Annotated in this window: 16 protein-coding genes; 8 read left to right on the top strand and 8 right to left on the bottom strand. The window is 73.0% G+C overall.

From position 1 onward, the window contains the following. Positions 1 to 32 precede the first annotated feature (32 nt). On the bottom strand, positions 33 to 674 hold the full coding sequence (locus tag ACO1X9_RS04240; protein ID WP_486349587.1) for a TetR/AcrR family transcriptional regulator: 642 nt from the start codon (positions 672 to 674) through the stop codon (positions 33 to 35). Between the two features lie 88 nt (positions 675 to 762). On the opposite strand from ACO1X9_RS04240, the gene ACO1X9_RS04235 reads away from it, so the two are divergent. From ACO1X9_RS04235 to ACO1X9_RS04225, 3 genes are all read left to right on the top strand, one after another. Continuing rightward, on the top strand, positions 763 to 1,758 hold the full coding sequence (locus ACO1X9_RS04235) for an App1 family protein phosphatidate phosphatase (RefSeq protein WP_486349586.1): 996 nt from the start codon (positions 763 to 765) through the stop codon (positions 1,756 to 1,758). A gap of 225 nt (positions 1,759 to 1,983) precedes the next feature. Next, positions 1,984 to 2,310, top strand: a complete 327-nt coding sequence (locus ACO1X9_RS04230; RefSeq protein ID WP_486349585.1) for a hypothetical protein — start codon at positions 1,984 to 1,986, stop codon at positions 2,308 to 2,310. A 40-nt stretch (positions 2,311 to 2,350) separates the two neighbouring features. Further along, positions 2,351 to 3,436 (top strand): winged helix DNA-binding domain-containing protein, encoded by a 1,086-nt coding sequence (locus tag ACO1X9_RS04225; RefSeq protein WP_486349584.1) that lies wholly within the window; start codon positions 2,351 to 2,353, stop codon positions 3,434 to 3,436. An 8-nt stretch (positions 3,437 to 3,444) separates the two neighbouring features. Here ACO1X9_RS04225 and ACO1X9_RS04220 read toward each other — a convergent pair whose 3' ends face one another. Then, a complete protein-coding gene (locus ACO1X9_RS04220; RefSeq protein ID WP_486349583.1) occupies positions 3,445 to 4,620 on the bottom strand; it encodes a glycoside hydrolase family 3 N-terminal domain-containing protein in 1,176 nt (391 codons plus the stop codon). A gap of 54 nt (positions 4,621 to 4,674) precedes the next feature. Here ACO1X9_RS04220 and ACO1X9_RS04215 point away from each other — a divergent pair, with 54 nt between their 5' ends. Beyond that, positions 4,675 to 5,493, top strand: coding sequence for a UbiA family prenyltransferase (locus ACO1X9_RS04215; protein WP_486349582.1), 819 nt, complete (start codon positions 4,675 to 4,677; stop codon positions 5,491 to 5,493). 12 nt (positions 5,494 to 5,505) lie between these two features. Here ACO1X9_RS04215 and ACO1X9_RS04210 read toward each other — a convergent pair whose 3' ends face one another. Genes ACO1X9_RS04210 through ACO1X9_RS04200 form a run of 3 tightly spaced genes read right to left on the bottom strand, consistent with a single transcriptional unit; the run spans position 5,506 to position 8,155 of the window. Beyond that, positions 5,506 to 6,183, bottom strand: coding sequence for an esterase/lipase family protein (locus ACO1X9_RS04210; RefSeq protein WP_486349581.1), 678 nt, complete (start codon positions 6,181 to 6,183; stop codon positions 5,506 to 5,508). After that, positions 6,180 to 7,040: an alpha/beta fold hydrolase gene (locus tag ACO1X9_RS04205; protein WP_486349580.1), complete on the bottom strand. Its 861-nt coding sequence runs from the start codon at positions 7,038 to 7,040 to the stop codon at positions 6,180 to 6,182. Before ACO1X9_RS04205 ends, ACO1X9_RS04210 begins: the two co-directional genes overlap by 4 nt. 29 nt (positions 7,041 to 7,069) lie before the next feature. Then, positions 7,070 to 8,155 carry an LLM class flavin-dependent oxidoreductase gene (locus tag ACO1X9_RS04200; protein WP_486349579.1) on the bottom strand — a complete coding sequence of 362 codons (1,086 nt, stop codon included), beginning with the start codon at positions 8,153 to 8,155 and terminating at the stop codon, positions 7,070 to 7,072. A gap of 104 nt (positions 8,156 to 8,259) precedes the next feature. Here ACO1X9_RS04200 and ACO1X9_RS04195 point away from each other — a divergent pair, with 104 nt between their 5' ends. The 4 genes from ACO1X9_RS04195 to ACO1X9_RS04180 all read left to right on the top strand — a co-directional run bounded on the left by ACO1X9_RS04195 (position 8,260) and on the right by ACO1X9_RS04180 (position 11,284). Next, entirely contained in the window at positions 8,260 to 8,868 is a 609-nt protein-coding gene (locus ACO1X9_RS04195) for a hypothetical protein (protein WP_486349578.1), read from the top strand. A gap of 88 nt (positions 8,869 to 8,956) precedes the next feature. Further along, positions 8,957 to 9,985 carry a 1-phosphofructokinase family hexose kinase gene (locus tag ACO1X9_RS04190; RefSeq protein WP_486349577.1) on the top strand — a complete coding sequence of 343 codons (1,029 nt, stop codon included), beginning with the start codon at positions 8,957 to 8,959 and terminating at the stop codon, positions 9,983 to 9,985. Next, a complete protein-coding gene (gene surE / locus ACO1X9_RS04185; RefSeq protein ID WP_486349576.1) occupies positions 9,982 to 10,818 on the top strand; it encodes a 5'/3'-nucleotidase SurE in 837 nt (278 codons plus the stop codon). Before ACO1X9_RS04190 ends, surE begins: the two co-directional genes overlap by 4 nt. 7 nt (positions 10,819 to 10,825) lie before the next feature. After that, complete coding sequence (locus ACO1X9_RS04180; protein ID WP_486349575.1) at positions 10,826 to 11,284, top strand: NUDIX hydrolase; 459 nt, start codon at positions 10,826 to 10,828, stop codon at positions 11,282 to 11,284. A gap of 45 nt (positions 11,285 to 11,329) precedes the next feature. On the opposite strand, the gene cydC is transcribed toward ACO1X9_RS04180, so the two are convergent. Genes cydC through ACO1X9_RS04165 form a run of 3 tightly spaced genes read right to left on the bottom strand, consistent with a single transcriptional unit; the run spans position 11,330 to position 17,241 of the window. Then, positions 11,330 to 14,533 carry a thiol reductant ABC exporter subunit CydC gene (gene cydC, locus ACO1X9_RS04175; RefSeq protein WP_486349574.1) on the bottom strand — a complete coding sequence of 1,068 codons (3,204 nt, stop codon included), beginning with the start codon at positions 14,531 to 14,533 and terminating at the stop codon, positions 11,330 to 11,332. A 59-nt stretch (positions 14,534 to 14,592) separates the two neighbouring features. Next, positions 14,593 to 15,630, bottom strand: coding sequence for a cytochrome d ubiquinol oxidase subunit II (gene cydB / locus ACO1X9_RS04170; RefSeq protein ID WP_486349573.1), 1,038 nt, complete (start codon positions 15,628 to 15,630; stop codon positions 14,593 to 14,595). Between the two features lie 21 nt (positions 15,631 to 15,651). Then, positions 15,652 to 17,241 carry a cytochrome ubiquinol oxidase subunit I gene (locus ACO1X9_RS04165; RefSeq protein WP_486349572.1) on the bottom strand — a complete coding sequence of 530 codons (1,590 nt, stop codon included), beginning with the start codon at positions 17,239 to 17,241 and terminating at the stop codon, positions 15,652 to 15,654. Positions 17,242 to 17,247 lie beyond the last annotated feature (6 nt).

Here is a 17,247-nt window from a genome sequence, read left to right as displayed (position 1 = left end):
GCCGCTGCGCGGCTACTCGACCACCGAGATGGTCAGCCCCAATAGGGCTGGAGGAGGGCGGCGGTCGCGGCGCGGCCCGCCGCGAGGAAGCGCTCGTCGCCCGCCGGGTCGAGGCGGAACGCGCGAGCACACAGCGCATCCGACGCGACGACGGAGGCCGCGAAGGCCGCACGGGCCTCGGCGGAGGAGTCGAGGTCGAAGCGCGCGACGAGGGCGTCGAACAGCGCATCCGCGAACGCCTGCAGCGCGGGGGTGCCGCTCGCGGGCCGCAGGTCGATGGCATCCCCGTAGCGGAGTGACGCGAAGCCCGGCTCATCGCGGAACGCGATCATCACGTGGTGGAACGCCGCCGACAGCGCGGTCAGCCAGTCGCGGTGCGCGGAGTTGGAGAGCTCGGCGAGGGCGAGCCCGCTCGTGCGCTCCGCGTTGCGCGCCGCGAGGCTCTGGAGCACGGCGATGCGATCGGGGAAGTAGCGGTAGACGGTGCCGATCGAGGCTCCGGCGCGATCGGCGACCATCGCGGTGGTGAGCCGCTCGTAGCCGATCTCGTGCACGACGTGCGCGGCGGCGTCGAGCAGTGCCGTGAGCCGGGCAGCGCTGCGGGCCTGCACCGGTTCGTTGCGGATGACCGCGGTCCCCTCGACCCGCGGAGCTTCCAGATGCGTCTGTACCATCGGGGTCTCCTCAGCCTGATCCGTCCGTGAGTCTAGACCCGCGAGTGTCGAGGATTCCCTGAAATGTCGTCATGACACACTGGGAGGCATGGCGGGTCCGGTGCTGCGATTCACGCTCCGCATCGGCGACGCGCTGCATCGACTCCGGTCCGGGTGGGCCCGCCGCGCGGGTCGGGTGCCGACCGTCGTGCCCTTCGTCGGCTACGGCGGTGACGGGTGGGTGCGCGTGCTCGGACGCGTCGTGCTCCGCAAGCCCGGGGTCGACCGCTTCACGAGCATCCGCGGCTGGCGCAGCTTCACCTCGGTCCCCGTGCGGGATGCCGAGGTCGCGGTCACCGCCGGCGCGGTGGAGAGCACGGTGCGCACCGATCGCGGGGGTGTGATCGACGCGCGCGTCGAGTCCGACGTCGCCCCCGGCTGGTCGACCGTCCGCCTCTCCTTCCCCGGTCGGGACGCCGTCGACGCGCCCGTGTACGTGGTCGACGAGTCGGCCGAGTTCGGCCTCGTCTCCGACATCGACGACACCGTCATGGTGACCGCCCTCCCGCGCCCGTTCCTGGCCGCCTGGAACACCTTCGTGCTCGACGAGCACGCTCGCACCGCCGTCGCCGGCATGGCGGTGCTCTACGAGCGCATCACGCGCGCGCATCCCGGTGCGCCCGTCGTGTACCTCTCGACGGGGGCCTGGAACGTCGTGCCGACCCTCACGCGCTTCCTCACCCGCAACCTCTACCCGCGCGGACCTCTGCTGCTCACCGACTGGGGACCGGCGCCCGAGCACTGGTTCCGCAGCGGTCGTGTGCACAAGCGGCGGAGCCTCGAACGGCTCGCCGAGGAGTTCCCCCGCATCCGCTGGCTCCTCGTCGGCGACGACGGCCAACACGACGAGAGCATCTACGGCGACTTCGCGACGACGCATCCCGGTCACGTGCGCGCGGTCGCGATCCGACGACTCACCCCCGGAGAGGCGGTGCTCGCGGGAGGACGCTCCACCGAGGGCGACCCGGGTGCGGCGGTGCCCTGGGTGGCGCCCGCCGACGGGGCGGGCCTCAGCGAGAGCCTCACCGCCCTCGGCGTGCTCTGACCCCCGAGGTCGTGTGCCTCGGTCGGGTTGCCCCCGAAGACGGGGGAACGACATCCTTGACCCTCCGCGCCGCGGACGGGTAGTTTCGTCTTCGGTTGCGAGTCCCCCTTTGTGCGGACACGCCGCCACCCGCCTCACCCCCCAGGCTTCACCCGCGCCCGGCTCCCCCGCCGGGCAGGTCCCCCAGACCCGCGGTTCCCTTTCCCCCGAGAGGAACAGCAAGGCATGTCCGCCGCGCTCTTCACCACCGCCGCCGCTTCGGCCGCGCCCGACTCCGGGCTGTTCGCCGCTGTCATCGTCGCCGCCGGCGCCACCGCGCTCGCCGCGCTCGGCATGATGCTCTTCGGGATGCACCGCAGCTCGCGTCTCACGGTACTGCGAGGCCTCGCCACCGCCGGTCTCGGCCTCGGCGTCGTCACGATCGCCGTCGGCGGCGTGCTCGCCGTCTCGCCCGCCTCGGCGCAGGCCACGCCCGACCAGTCCGGCCCCACCTACGTCGTCACCTCCGACGACGACCCCGACATCCAGCTGCCGACCCTCCCCCTCGACTGAGGTTCGCCTCCGCGTCGCACCTCCGCCCGATACTGGACGGGTGACCCGTCCGTTCGACGCCGACCGCCGCCGCCTCACCGCGCTGCGTCTCACCGCGCTCGGGATCGCGGGCGGCCCCGACCTCTCGCCTGCCGCGACGGTGCGTCGACTCCTCGCTCTGCAGGGCCAGGACTACACCGGCGCGCTCTGGTCGATCGGGCTGCGCTCCGCGACGACGGCGGCGACCGTCGAGGCGGCGTTCGCGGCGGGCGAGCTCGTGCGCTCCTGGCCGTTCCGTTCGACCCTGCACGTCGTGGCCGCCGACGACGTCGGCTGGATGATCGCGCTCACCGCGGAACGCGAGCACCGCGCCACCGCCGGGCGCCACCGGCAACTGGGCCTCGACGCGCCGGACTTCGCGCGGGCCGAGAGGATCGCCCGGGAGCGGCTCGCGGGCGCCGGGCGACTCGAACGGCGGGAGCTGCTCGCGGCCTTCGACGCCGACGGGCTCGACGTGTCGGGTCAGCGCGGGGCGCATCTCCTCGTGCGACTCGCGCAGAGCGGCGTCGCCGTGATCGCCGGCAAAGACACCTGGACGCTCCTCGACGATCACGTGCGCGAGCCCCGGCGGCTCGATCGCGACGCCGCGCTCCGCGAGATCGCGCGCCGCTACCTGTACGCCCGCGGCCCGGCCACCGATCGCGACCTCGCGTGGTGGACCGGCCTCACCCTCGGCGACGTCCGGGAGGGGCTCGCCGCGGTCGACGACGAGTTCGAGCGGCTCGAGCTCGACGGGGTCGTCTACCGGATGGCCCCGGGGCTCGCCGAAGCCGTCGCAGGCGTGCACGCGCTCCCGGGGTTCGACGAGTACCTGCTCGGCTACACCGACCGCAGCGCCCCGCTCGCCGGACGACCGCTCTCCGACGTGCTGCCGGGCGGCAACGGCATGTTCCTCCCGACGATCGTCGCGAACGGCGAGATCGTCGGCACCTGGAAGCGCACGGTGCGTGCCGCCGGCGTGGACGTCGCGGTCGCGCCCCTCCGCATCCTCTCCGCCGTCGTGCGACGGGGAGCAGAACGCGCCCTCGAGCGCTACGCCGCCCACCTCGGGTTGCCGCTGCGGTCGATCAGCGGCCTCGCGGGTTGAGAGCCGGCTCAGGAGACGAGGTCGCGGCACTCCGCACCGCAGTAGACGTACGGGCCGGTCTGCGTCGACATCCCGCGGCGTAGTTCGAGCAGCCGCCGCGCGGCGTCGTCGATCGTCGCCACGGGGATGCGCCCGTCGCGCACCGCGGCGGCGATGGCTCCGACGGCACTCGGCACGTCGACGGGTCCGACGTAGAGGAGGAGGGTCGCACCGGCACCGATCGAGGCGACGGCGTTCGCCGCCTGGTCGGCGTAGGCGTCCTCGCCCGAGTTCTGCAGCATCACCATGTCGTCGGTCACGATGATGCCGTCGAAGCCCAACTCGTCGCGGAGGATGCCGACCCACGTCGGGGACAGCGATGCGGGCGCCGAGTCCACGGCGGCGTACCGCAGGTGCCCGAGCATCACGAGTTCCGCCCCCGCGTCGATGCCCGCCGCGAACGGCGGAGCCTGGGTCGCCCGCCACTCGTCGAGACCCATGCCCGTGGTCGGGACACTGGAATGCGAGTCGCCGGGCGCTGCACCGTGACCGGGGAAGTGCTTGAGCGTCGAGAGCGTGAGTCCCTCTTCGCCGGCGACCGCGGCGGCGACGTGGCCGGCCGCGGCACCGGGATCGGGGCCGTAGGTGCGCGCGAAGATGAACGAGCTGCGGTCGGCGGTGACGTCGGCGACGATCCCGAAGTTCATGGTGACGCCGGCGGACGCGACGAGGGCGCCGCGCTGGGCGAACGCCGCCTGGGTGACCGACGGATCCTGTCCCCGCAACGCCCCGGCACCGGGACCGGAGTCGGGGAGCCGACGCACCGTGCCGCCCTCCTGGTCGATGCCGGTGAGCACGGGCAGCCCCGGGTCGGTGCTCAAACCGCTCGTGAGCGCGGCCACCTGCTCGACCGAGACGACGTTGTCGCCCATGAGGATCACGCCGGCGACACCCCACGCCTCGATCACCTGTCGGATCGGCCCCGGCTCGTGCCCCGCGACGTGCACCATGAAGAGGCCGGCGATCTTCTGCTCGAGCGTCATCGCCTCGAGTCGCGTCTCGACGTACTGCGTGAGCGGGTCGATCTCGGTGGTGGTCGCCACGTCCCACGGCTCGGGGGGTGCCGAGTGCGTCGGCTGCGTGGTCGCGCAGCCGGAGAGCGCGAGCACGGCCACGACGGCGACGAGCGCACGACGTCGGGCCATGACGGGATGCTAGAGCACGGTGGTCGCGCGCCGATACGCCCGTACGCTGGGGCGATGCGCACCCCGGCGGCGATCCTCGGCTCGTCCCACCCGGTGCCGGCGACGGGCGTCACACTCATCGTCGTGCTGCTCGGCGTGGCTGTCGGGCTCGAACCCGCGCGACTCGTGCTGCTCGGGCTCGTGCTCGCACTCAACCAGCTCTCGGTCGGACTCTCCAACGACTGGCTCGACGCCGAACGCGATCGCGCGGCCGGGCGCCGCGACAAACCGGTCGCCCGCGGCGACGTCCGTGTCGGCGTCGTGCGGGGCGCGGCCCTCGCGGCGGCGCTCCTCGCGATCGCCCTCTCGCCGCTGCTCGGCATCCCGTTCGCCCTCGTGCATCTCGTCGCGCTCGCGGGCGGCTGGGCCTACAACGCGTGGTTCAAACACGGGATGCTCTCGCCGCTGCCGTACCTCGTGAGCTTCGGCCTGCTGCCGGCGCTCGCGACCACGGCCCTGCCGCAGCCATCGGCTCCGGCGTGGTGGGCGGTCGTCGCGGGGGCGCTGCTCGGCCTCGCCGCGCATGTCGCGAACGTGCTGCCCGACCTCGCCGACGACGCCGCCACCGGGGTGCGCGGGCTCCCCCACCGGATCGGCGCGCGAGCGTCGACCGTGCTCGCGGGCGCGGCGCTCGCGGGCGCGGCGGGTGCGCTCGCCGTCGGGCTCGGCCCCGGCGTCCTCACCGTCGTCGGCCTCGTGCTCTCGCTCGGCGCCTCGGCGGCCGCCGTCGTGCTCGGCCTGCGCGGCAGCCGGTGGGCATTCCGCCTCGTGATCCTCGCCGCGCTCGTCGATGTCGCCCTGCTCGTGCTCGCGGGACCTTCGCTGGTCGAGTAGCCCGCGCAGCCGCTACTCGACCACCGAGTCCTTCTCGACGGCGGCGACCACGGCGTCGAGCGCGGCGGGATCCTCGAGCACCCGGAAGTGCCCGACGACGTCGAGCCGTACGTTGATGGCGCCTTCGAGCACGCTTCCTTCGGGGATGTGCGGGTCGAAGGCGGGGAAGATCGACGTGATGCGGGTGTTGACCTCGCGCTCGGCGACGAGCCGGCGGATGACGGGATTCCGCGGCCGGAACACCCGGAGCGCCGGCACGACCATGAGGTCGGCCATCCGCGAACCGGAGAACGGCGTGGCCACGGCGACCAGCCTGTCGATGCGGCCCCCGGCGTCCTCGAGCATCGCGGCCTTGCCGATGAGGCCGCCCTTGCTGTGGGCGACGAGCGCGACGCCCCGGAGGTCGTGGCGCGTGAGGAAGGCGAGCAGTCGTTCGGCGGTGCGCGGGATGGCGCGGGCGTTGACGCCGAGCTCCGGGACGATGTGCACGGGGTGCCCGGCTTCGGCGAGACTGTCGGCGACGGGCCGCAGGAAGTGCCAGCGCTCGTACACGCCGGGTACGAGTACGACGGGCCGCGCCGTCCCCGCCCCGTACGCGGAGGGCACCCGTGCCGCGAAGCCGAGCCCGCGCATCCGGATCGCGTTCGGGTAGTCGCCGAGCGCGATCCTGGCCTGCCGCACGACGTTCACGGCGCACCGTCCGTGACGAAGGCCGTGATGTGGCGCGCGATCAGCTCGGGCCGGGTGTGCATGATCACGTGCGGTCCGTTCACCTCCCGGAACTCGCCGTCGGGATGCGCGTCGGCGAGGTCCCGCGCCCACCCGGAGCCCACGATCGGGTCGCGGTCGCCGTTGACGACGAGCGTGCGCGCCCGGTGCTCCCCGACACGGTCCTCGGGCCGGTCGGCGATCATGTGCGGCATCTGCCGCAGCAGGTACCGCAGGCCGCAGCGCACGAGGTAGTCGGTCGCGGCGATCCAGAACACCGCGGGAGGCTCGCGCGTCGCATCGTGCAGCAGGCGGGCGATCGCCCGCCACGGGGTGCGGGCGATCGGCTCGAGGGTCGGCGAGAGCAGCACGACCGTGCGCGGCACGTCGGGATGCCGCTCGGCGAGCATCGAGACCACCTGCGCACCCCAGGAGTGGCCGACGATGACGGGATCGGGCACCTCGAGCTGCCGCAGGAAGGCCGCGAGCACCTCGGCGTGGTCGGCGAGCGTCACATCCCGCTTCGGATCCGGAGACTCGCCGTAGCCGGGCAGGTCGACGAGGAAGACCCGTCCGGTGCGCGCGAGCTCGGCCGCGAGCGGGTGGAAGTAGCGCGACGAGACTCCGATCCCGTGCACGAGGACGTAGGTGCGGGCAGTCGGTCCGCCCGAGCCGGGGAAGCGCTCGACGAAGATCGTCAGCTTCTCGTGCTCCTGGCGGCTCGTGTAGTAGATCGCACCTCGCACCCGGCGCTCGCGGTACTCGTCTTCATCCGCGGCTCCGCGCAAGCCGAGCCCCAGTCGCATCCGGAGCCCGGCGAAGCGACTCGGTCGGGACATCCTCCGAGCTTAGGAGCCCCCCTCGACGGTCAGGAGCGCTTCTGACCGGTGAGAGCCTCGATCGGATCCTGCGCGAGCAGCTCGCGCACGCGCGGGATGACGACCTGACCGTAGAGCTCGACCGCGTGCAGCGCGTGCTCGTGCGGCACCGTGCCGGCCGTGTACTTGAGGTCGAAGCGCTGGATGCCGAGGGTGCGCACGGTGTCGGCGATCTTGCGGGCGACCGTCTCGGGCGACCCGGTGTGCTGGGCGCCGTGCGCGATCTCCTCCTCGAAGTGGTCGCGCGTCATCGGACCCCAGCCCCGCTCCTTGCCGATGCGGTCGAACATCTCCTTCTGGTGCGGCCAGAGGAGGTCGGCGGCCTCCTCGTCGGTGTCGGCGATGAAGCCCGGAGAGTGCACCGCGACGGGCAGGTCAGGCGTGCCGAGCTGTGCGAGCGCGCGGTGGTAGAGGTCGACGTAGGGCGCGAAGCGCGCGGGCGCGCCGCCGATGATCGCGAGGGTGAGCGGGAAGCCGTACCGCGCGGCGCGCACGACCGACTCCGGGGAGCCGCCGACGCCGACCCACGCCTTGATGCGACCCGACTCGGTCTTCGGGTAGACGTGCTGGTTGTTCAGTGCGGCCCGCGTCTCGCCCTCCCACGTGACCGGACCCTCCTCGAGCAGCGCGTGGAGCAGGTCGAGCTTCTCCTCGAAGAGCTTCTCGTAGTCGGTGAGCGGGTAGCCGAAGAGCGGGAACGACTCGGTGAACGAGCCGCGGCCGAGGATGATCTCGCCGCGGCCCTTCGAGATGCCGTCGAGCGTCGCGAAGCGCTCGAAGACGCGCACCGGGTCGTCGGAGGAGAGCACCGTGACGGCGGTGCCGAGCTTGATGCGCTCAGTACGCGCGGCGATCGCGGCGAGCACGAGCTCGGGACTCGAGATCGCGAAGTCGTCGCGGTGGTGCTCGCCGACGCCGAAGAAGTCGACGCCGAGCTCGTCGGCGCGCACGCCCTGCTCGACGACGTCGCGGATGACCTGGCCGTACGGCACGCGGTTGCCCGCGAGGTCGACGGTGACGTCGCCGAAGGTGTCGAGGCCGAGTTCGACGGGAGCGGACTCTCCAGAAGTTGTCATGTCAACATCCAACCGGTTCGGGGTGGGGAAGATTCCCAGTCTGGCGCGTGTCGCCCCGTGTCAAGTGGTCCGCGCGTCTCTGAGTTTTTCTCTACGCTCGAGGCATGACTCGTCGTCTCGTCTCCCTGTCCGCTCTCGCCGGCGCCGCCGCGCTCGCCCTCACCCTCGCCGGCTGCGGCGTCGTCGCCCCGCCCACCGGTACCGACACCGGCACCGACACCGGCACCGAGACCGAGAACGGGGCCCCCGAGATCTCGGCGGAGGCCGCGACCGGTGTGCTCATCGAGGGCGACGGGTACAGCTACCACGTCCCCGAGGGCTGGGACGTGCCCGAGAGCTCCGCCGGGTTCGACCCCGACACCCTCGCGGCCGACCTCACCGACACCGACGGCTTCTCCGACAACGTCAACGTGCTGCTCTCCCCGGCCGGGGAGATCAGCCCCGACCAGGTCGAGGAGATCGGCGTGCCGGAGCTCGAGGGTGCGGGAGCGACCGACGTCACCGTGCAGCCGCGCGTCTCGATCGCCGGCTCCGAGTCGGCGCACATCACCGCCAAGTTCACCTCCGAGGGCGTGCTGTACTGGGTCGAGCAGTACTACCCGACCAACGCCGGCCAGACCTACGTCGTGACCTTCTCGTTCAGCGAGTCGCTTGCCGAAGGCGACCGGATCGCGGTCTCCGAGTCGATCCTCGCGAGCTGGCAGTGGGCGTGACCCCGTCCCGCCCCTGAGGCCCTAGCACCCGCCGCGGTGCGGAGAAACCCCCCTGATCCGTCAGGGGGGTTCTCTTTACCCTGGGGCGATGAGCGACGTCGTCATCTTCGCCCCGTCGCCCGTGCTCGAGATCACGGTCGAAGAGCACGACGACGACGGGGACGTCCACGTCCACGCCGGCGGGCAGGGCGTCTGGCAGGCCCGGATGCTGCAGTCGCTCGGCTGCGACGTGAAGCTCTGCTCGGCGCTGTCGGGTGAGACCGGCCGGGTGCTGGGGTTCCTGCTGCAGGAGGAGGGCATCCCGATCGTCGGCTTCCCGCGTCAGGCACGCGGCGGGGTGTTCGTGCACGACCGCCGCACCGCGGGCGAGAAGGTTCCGATCATCGAGTCCGGCGGCGACGCTCTCTCGCGGCACGAGCAGGACGAGCTCTACGGGCTCACCCTCCGCACGGGGCTCGACGCGTCGCTCGTCATCCTCTCGGGGCCGCACGGCTCGGGCATCCTCCCCGCCGACTTCTATCGCCGCCTCGCCGCCGACCTGCGCACGGGCGGTGTGCGCGTCGTCGTCGACCTCGCCGGGGAACGGCTGGATGCGGCGCTCGCGGGAGGCGTGACCGTCGCGAAGGTGAGCGACCAGGAGTTGCTCGACGACGGCCGGATCGCCACGAAGTCCGACATCGATCAGATCGTCACCGCCATGCGCGCCCTGCACGATGCCGGAGCGGAGGTCGTCGTCGTCACGCGCGCCGAGGAGTCGGCGCTGCTGCTGCACCAGGGCGCCGTGCACGAGGTCGTCGCCCCGCGCATGGAGGTCGTCGACTCGGCCGGCGCGGGCGACTCGTTCGTCGGGGCGTTCTGCTCGGTGCTCGCCGGAGGCGGTTCGATCACCGACGCCGCGTTGCTCGGCGCGGCGGCCGGCGCGCAGAACGTCACGCGGCACGGGCTCGGCACCGGCGAGGCCGCCACCATCGAGCGGCTGCGGCAACTCGTGGTCATCCGACCGCTCCCCGGCGGCGGAGCGGTCGCGTCGCCCGAGAGCGGCTCGGTGCGCGAGGTCACCCCCGACCAGCTGGCGGCCGCCGTCGAACAGTCCACCGCCGAGGAGGCCACGGAATGACCCGCGCACTGATCACCAACGACGACGGCATCGCCTCGCCCGGGCTCTACGCCCTCGCCCACGCCGCGATCGACGCCGGACTCGATGTCGTCATCGCCGCCCCCGCCGAGGAGGCGAGCGGATCGAGCGCCGCCATCACCGGCACCAATACGATCGCCGTCACCGGCCACACCGACGCCTCGACGATCAAGGTCGAGAAGCGCGAGCTGTCGGAGGTGCCGGGCATCCCGGCGTTCAGCGTGCGCGCGGCCCCCGGGCTCATCGCCCTGCTCGCCGCGCACGGCGCCTTCGGACCGCCGCCCGACCTCGTGCTCTCCGGCATCAACCGCGGCGCCAACCTCGGTCGGGTCATCCTGCACTCCGGCACCGTCGGCGCGGCGCTCACCGGCGGCGTCAACGATGCCTGCGGACTCGCCGTGTCGCTCGACGTCGGGCTCGCCCCCGACGCGTACCACTGGGAGACCGCCGCCGGGTTCGTGCGCGACCTCATCCCCGTGCTGCTCGAACACCAGCACGGCACGGTGTTCAACCTCAACGTGCCCAACCTCCCCCCGGGCACCGAGATCGAGCTGCGCGAGGCCACCCTCGCCCCGTTCGGTATCGTGCAGACGACGATGACCGAACCGATCGAGGGCGACGTGCGGCTCACCGTGCGCGAACTGCCCGAGGAGCCGATCGAGGGCTCGGATGCCGCCCTCCTCGCCGCCGGTCACGCGACGGTCACGAACGTCGTCGCGGTGCAGGAGTCGGCGACGGCCGTCTTCGTCGGGCGGCGTCGCGACCGCGGCAACCTGCACGTGACGACGTCGGCGATGCCCGTTCTCGACAGCTGAGCCGCCCGTGGCGGAGCGATCGGCGGGAATTCTCCTCTCCCGTGCGGGTGGCGGTGAGGTCTGGCTCGGTCACATGGGCGGGCCGTACTGGGCGCGCAAGCAGGAACGGGCGTGGTCGATCCCGAAAGGGCTCGTCGACCCCGGGGAAGAGCTGCTCGCGGTCGCACGCCGCGAGTTCGCCGAAGAGATCGGGGTGCCTGCGCCCGCGGTTCCCTACGAGCTGCTGGGCGAGTACCGGTACTCGTCGGGGAAGCTGCTGACGGTGTTCCACGGCGACGGGTCGGGCTTCGACCCCGCGGAGGTACGGAGCAACCTCTTCGAGCTCGAATGGCCGCCGCGGTCGGGGCGACGCGAGTCGTTCCCCGAGATCGATCGCGCCGAATGGGTGCCGGTCGCGCGGGCGCGCTCGCTGCTCGTCGCCGGTCAGGTGCCGATGCTCGACGACCTCCCCTCGGTGGTCGAGTAGCGCCGAAGGCGTGTCGAGACCCTCGCGCGCGGTCTCGACACGCCGCTACGCGGCTACTCGACCACCGAGGACGACGACGTGATCCTCCGGGCGGAGGTCGGCGGGCCGGTGGGTGACGATCACGACGATCCGATCGGCGAGAGCCAACCGCAGGTCGGCGAGGAGCGCCTCCGCCGTGGGGGCGTCGAGGTGCGCCGTCGGCTCGTCGAGCAGCACGACGTCGGCGTCGGCGAGCAACGCCCGCGCGACCGCGAGCCGCTGCCTCTCCCCGCCGGACAGCGCGCGGCCCCCGCGACCGACGCGTCCGTCGAGACCCGCGGAGAGCTCCCGCAGCAGCGGAGCGAGCCCCACCCGGTGCAGGGCGTCGCGCATCCGCTGCTCGTCGCCGTCGCGGCGCGCGAGGGCGAGGTTGCCGCGCAGGGTGGAGTCGAACACGTGCGCGTCCTGCGGGCACCACGCGACGCGACGCCGCCAGCCGGCCACATCGAGGGTCGCGAGGTCGACGCCGTTCGCGAGCACCCGACCGCCGGAGGGAGTGATCCCGCCGAGCAGCGCCGTGAGAACCGTCGACTTACCCGCGCCCGACGGTCCCGTGAGCGCCAACCACTCGCCGCGTCCCACTTCGCCGTTGACCCCGGTGACGGCGGCGGCGCTCGCGCCGGGCCAGGTGACGGCGAGGTCGTCGAGCCGCAGCGCGACGAGCGACGGCACGGGACCGTCGCCACCCTCGGGAGCTTCCGGCCGGGCCAGCAGTCGTTCGATGCGCGCGAGCGCGGTGCGCAGCGCCGGCATCCGCTGCACGGCGGAGGCACCGCCGGCGAGGGGGTCGCCCGCGGCGAACACGAGCAGCACGACGACCGCGACGGTCGAGATCGGGATGCCGCCCGCCGCCGCCAGCACGAGACCGGCCGCCGCGGCGGTCAGGCCCGCGAGCGCGGCGCCGACGACCGGCGCGGCCTCGGCCGCCGGGGCGGCCCGGCGTTCGGCCCGCGCGACCTCGGCGGCGACGCGGTCGACCCCCGCCACGGCACGGTCGGCGACACCGTTGGCCCGCAGGTCGCGTGCCGCGGCGCCGAGGAGGGCGACATCCCGCAGCAGTCGACCTCCGCCGGTGATGCGGCGGGCTTCAGAGGCGCGACCGGCGAGGAACGCGACGAGCCCGGGCACGACGAGTGCGGCGAGCAGCCCGGCGGCCACGACCCCTGTCGCCGCCGGCGCGACGAGTTGCACGGTGAGTACGACTCCGCCGACGGTCGCGACCGCCGCGGCGAGAGGCGGGAGCAGCCGGGGCAGCGCGTCGCGCACGGTTCCGACCGTCCCGACGAGGTGGTCGACCGCCCGGCCGCCCTCGAGCAGGTCCCGCGACGCCGCCGACCGCGCGGCGATCGCACGCCAGAGCAGGAGGCGCACGGCATCCGTCGCGCGGAAGGCCGCGCGATGCGTCGCGAGCCGCTCGGCGTAGCGGGCGACCGCGCGGCCGATGCCGAAGAAGCGCACCCCGACGATCGCGACGAGGAGATACATGATCGCGGGCTGCTCGGCGGCCCGCACGATGAGCCAGCCGGAGACGGCCGTGAGCGCGAGCCCCATGCCCGTCGCGACGACGGCGAGGAGGGCCGACAGCGTCCACCACGCGGCGGCGGGCGCGAGGACGAGCCGCACCGTTCCGGCGGCACGGTCGCGGTGCGGCACGCCCCCGGAGGCGAGAGCCGCGGGTGGCAGCGAAGGCTCTTCGGGGACGGGGAACGGGATCGGCTCGCGGTTCGCCGCCGGCGGGGGGCCGAGCAGCACGGCCCGATCGGCGAGCGCCCGCGTGGCGGCGTCGTGGCTCACGAGCACCGTCGCCGCGTACGGGCGGCGGCGCACGATGGCGGCGCGCACGAGCTCGGCCGCGGCGTCGTCGAGGTGCGCGGTCGGTTCGTCGAGCAGCAGCACGCGCGCCCCACCGTCGACCCCGGCGAGCGCTCGGGCCACGGCGAGGCGACGACGCTCCCCCGGGCTGAGCAGTCCGCACGCGCGGTCGGCGAGGTGGGCGAGGTCGAGCTCCGCGAGCAGCTCGTCCCCTCCGCCGTACAGCGCGAGTTCGTCGCGCACGGTGTCGCCGACGGTGCGCGGCTCCTGCGGCGCCCAGGCGACGCGGTAGCCGCCGGCGACCGTTCCGGCTACATGGACGTCCTCGGGCAGCACCCCGGCGATCGCGGCCAGCACCGTCGACTTGCCCGCGCCACTCGGCCCGACCAGCGCGACCATCTCGCCGAGCACGACGTGCAGGTCGGCTCCGCGGATGGGCGTGCGGCGCCCCGCGTAGGTGACCTCGAGGTCGCGAACCCGCACGCCGGGACCGGGCGCGGGGACGACGGGCCGACGCCGGCCCGGAAGCAGCGCGCGCACGCGGTCGAGCGCCGCACGGCCGTCCTCCGCAGCGTGGTGCGCCACCCCGAGCTCCCGCAGCGCCGTGAAGCACTCGGGCGCGAGCAGCAGCACGACGAGCGCGTCGAACAGCGTCACGTCGCCCGTGAGCAGCCGGAGGCCGAGGAACACCGCGACGATCGCGACCGAGATGGTTGCGAGCAGCTCGAGCGCGAGCGCGGAGAGGAACGCCGTCTTCAGCACGGTGCCCGTGCGACGGGTGTGCTCGTCCTGGATGGCGGCGAGACGGCGGGTCTGCTCCGCGTCGCGGCCGAGGCCGACGAGCACCGGCAGGCCCCGCGCGAGCTCGGCGACGTGGTCGGCGAGTCGGGCGAGGGCATCCTGGGCCGACCGCACGCTGTCGCGGCTGTGCATCCCGATGAGCACCATGAACAGCGGCACGAGCGGCAGCGTCACGGCGACGACGATCGCGCTCAGCAGGTCGAGGCTCAGGATGCGCACGCCGAGCCCCAGCGGAACGACGATGGCCGCGATGGCGGCCGGCACGACGCCGGTGAACCACCCGTCGAGGTCGTCGAGCCCGCGCGCGGCGAGAGCCGCGACCGATCCCGCGTCGAGGTCGCGCTCGACGACGCCGCGGGCGAGGTCGCGGCGGTGACCGAGCTTCGCAGCGGCAGCCGCCCGGCGCCCGGTGACACCCGTCGCCCATCCCGCGGCCGCCCGCAGCACGACCCCCGCCGACGCGATCGCCGCGCCCCCGGCATCCCCGAGCACGATGAGGCCCGCGAGCCCGTCGGCGACGAGCAGCAGCGCGACCGCCCGCCCCACCGCCGCCACCCCGAGCGCGACGAGCGTTCTCGGGGGGACGTGGATGGCCATTTGCCCGAAAGCGCCGCTTCCGCGTCGCGTGATGCGGCGCTTTCGGGCAAATGGCGAGGTCACCGCACTCCCGAGCGGACGGCGGGCACGACCGGGTGCGGCGCCGGGAGGTGCTCGACGCGGAGGCGCTTGCGGAACACCCAGTAGCTCCACGCCTGGTAGAGCAGCACGACCGGCAGTCCGACGGCCGCGACGACCGTCATGACGCCGAGGGTGTAGTCGCTCGATGACGCGTTCGACACCGTGAGCGTGAACGCGGGATCGAGGGTCGACGGCAGCACCGCCGGGTAGGCCGCCGTGAAGATCGCCGCCGCCCCCGCGACCAGGAAGGCGGCGAAGCCGAGGAACGCGCGACCCTCCTGCCGCCGCCGCGCGGCGAACCAGCCGAGCACCGCGGCCACCGCGGCCACCACCACGAGTCCCCAGGAGACCGCGGTGCCCGACTGCACCTGCACGAGCACGACCCAGCCGACGATCGGCAGGAGGGCGACGGGTGCCATCCGCACGACGTCTCGGCCGGCTCGTTCGCGCACGGGTCCCTCGGTCTTGAGCGCGAGGAACGTCGCGGCGTGCACGAGGCAGAAGCCGACGACCGCGAGCCCGCCGAGCACGGCGACCGGTGTCAGCCAGACGAACGGTCCGCCGACCCGGTCGCCGTTCGCGTCGATCGGCAGCCCCGTCGTGGTGAGCGCGAGGGCCGCGCCGATGCCGAACGCTGCCAGGAACGAGCCGCCACCGAGGGCGAGATCCCACCCGCGCCGCCAGCGGTCGGAGTGCCCCTTGCCGCGGTACTCGATCGCGACGGCGCGGAAGATGAGGCCGAGGAGCACGAACACGAGGGGAACGTAGAGCGTCGAGAACAGCGACGCGTACCAGAGCGGGAACGCAGCGAACATCGCGGCCCCCGCCGTGATGAGCCACACCTCGTTGCCGTCCCAGACCGGCCCGATCGTGTTGAGCATGAGGCGCTTCTCCTGCTCGCCGCGAGCACGCACGAGCAGGTGCATGCCGACGCCGAAGTCGAAGCCTTCGAGCAGCAGGAAGCCGGTCCAGAGCACCGCGACCGCGATGAACCACACGGTGGGGAGGACATCCATCTCTTCGTCTCCTTCTTCGTCTCAGTAGGCGAACGCGAGCACGTCGTCGCGACGCTGGGGGTGGTCGGGGCCACCGGGATCGGACGGGTCGTCGTGCCGCGGATTCAGCTCGGGCATCGCCCCCGCGACGCCGCTGCGCACGTACCGCACGAGCAGCGTGAGCTCGAAGACGAGCATCACGGCGTAGATGAGGGTGAGCGTGATGACCGAGAACAGGAGCTCGCCCGCGGTCACCCCCGGCGACACGGCCGCGGCGGTGAACATGAAGACACCGTCGATGCCGCTCGGGTCGGGGTTCGGCGCGACGACGAACGGCTGCCGCCCCATCTCGGTGAACACCCAGCCGGCGATGTTGGCGCCGAAGGGGGCGAGGATGCCGAACACGGCGAGTCGCATGAGCCACGGCGAGCGCGGCACCGTGCCCTTCCGGGTGAGCCAGAGTGCGACGGCGGCGGCGAAGGCGGCGATCGCCCCGAAGCCGATCATGATGCGGAATCCCCAGTAGGTGACCTCCATGAGCGGCAGGTACTCGATCGTCTGCCCGGCCCGGTCGCCGTAGCGCGGGTCGTCGGGCAGGGTGAGCCCGTGCTCCTCCTGGTACTGCGGGATGAGGTCGTTGATGCCCGGCAGCTCGGTGGTGAAGTCGCCCTTCGCGAGGAACGACAGCACGCCGGGGATCGCGATGATCGTCGTCACGCTGTCGCAGTCCTGCGCGCCGAGGTCTCCGACGGAGAGGATCGAGAACTCGGTTCCCGTGTGGCACGCCGCCTCGGCCGCCGCCATCTTGAGCGGCTGCTGCTCGTACATGAGCTTCGCCTGCAGGTCGCCGGTGACCGCGACGCCGCCGAAACCGATGATCGCGACCACGGCCCCGATGCGCAGTGACCGCAGCCAGACGCCGTGGTCGGCGCGGTCACGACCCGGGATGTCGAGCGCTTCACCGGGGATCACCCGGCCGCGCGCATCCACGGCGTCGATCCCGTCCTTGCGCCGTCGCCAGAGCTGGTACCACGCGATGCCGAGCAGGAACCCGCCCGCGACCGCGACGGAGCCGAAGATCGTGTGCGTGTAGGCGGCGAGCGCCGTGTTGTTGGTGAGCACCGCCCAGATGTCGGTCATGACGGGTCGGCCGTCGACGAGTTCGACGCCGACGGGATGCTGCATCCACGAGTTGGCGACGATGATGAAGAACGCGCTCACCCACGACCCGATGACGGCGAGCCACAGGGTGGCGAGATGCAGTTTCGCCGGCAGGCGGTTCCACCCGAAGATCCAGAGCCCGAGGAACGTCGACTCGACGAAGAACGCGAGCAGCCCCTCGAGGGCGAGCGGAGCACCGAAGACGTCGCCGACGAACCGCGAGTACTCGCTCCACGCCATCCCGAACTGGAACTCCTGCACGAGGCCGGTGGCGACGCCGACGATGAAGTTGACGAGGTACAACTTGCCCCAGAACTTCGTCATCCGCAGCCAGCGCTCGTCGCGCGAGCGCACCCACTGCGTGTGCATGATCGCGACGGTCATCCCGAGGCCGAGCGTGAGCGGCACCATGAGGAAGTGGTAGACGGTCGTGATCCCGAACTGCCAGCGGGCGATGTCCAGGGGGTCCACAGGTGC

It is taken from the genome of Pseudolysinimonas sp. (assembly GCF_057350545.1).
The sequence above is the reverse complement of the archived record's forward strand: the minus strand, read 5'-3'. Positions and strand labels throughout refer to the sequence as shown.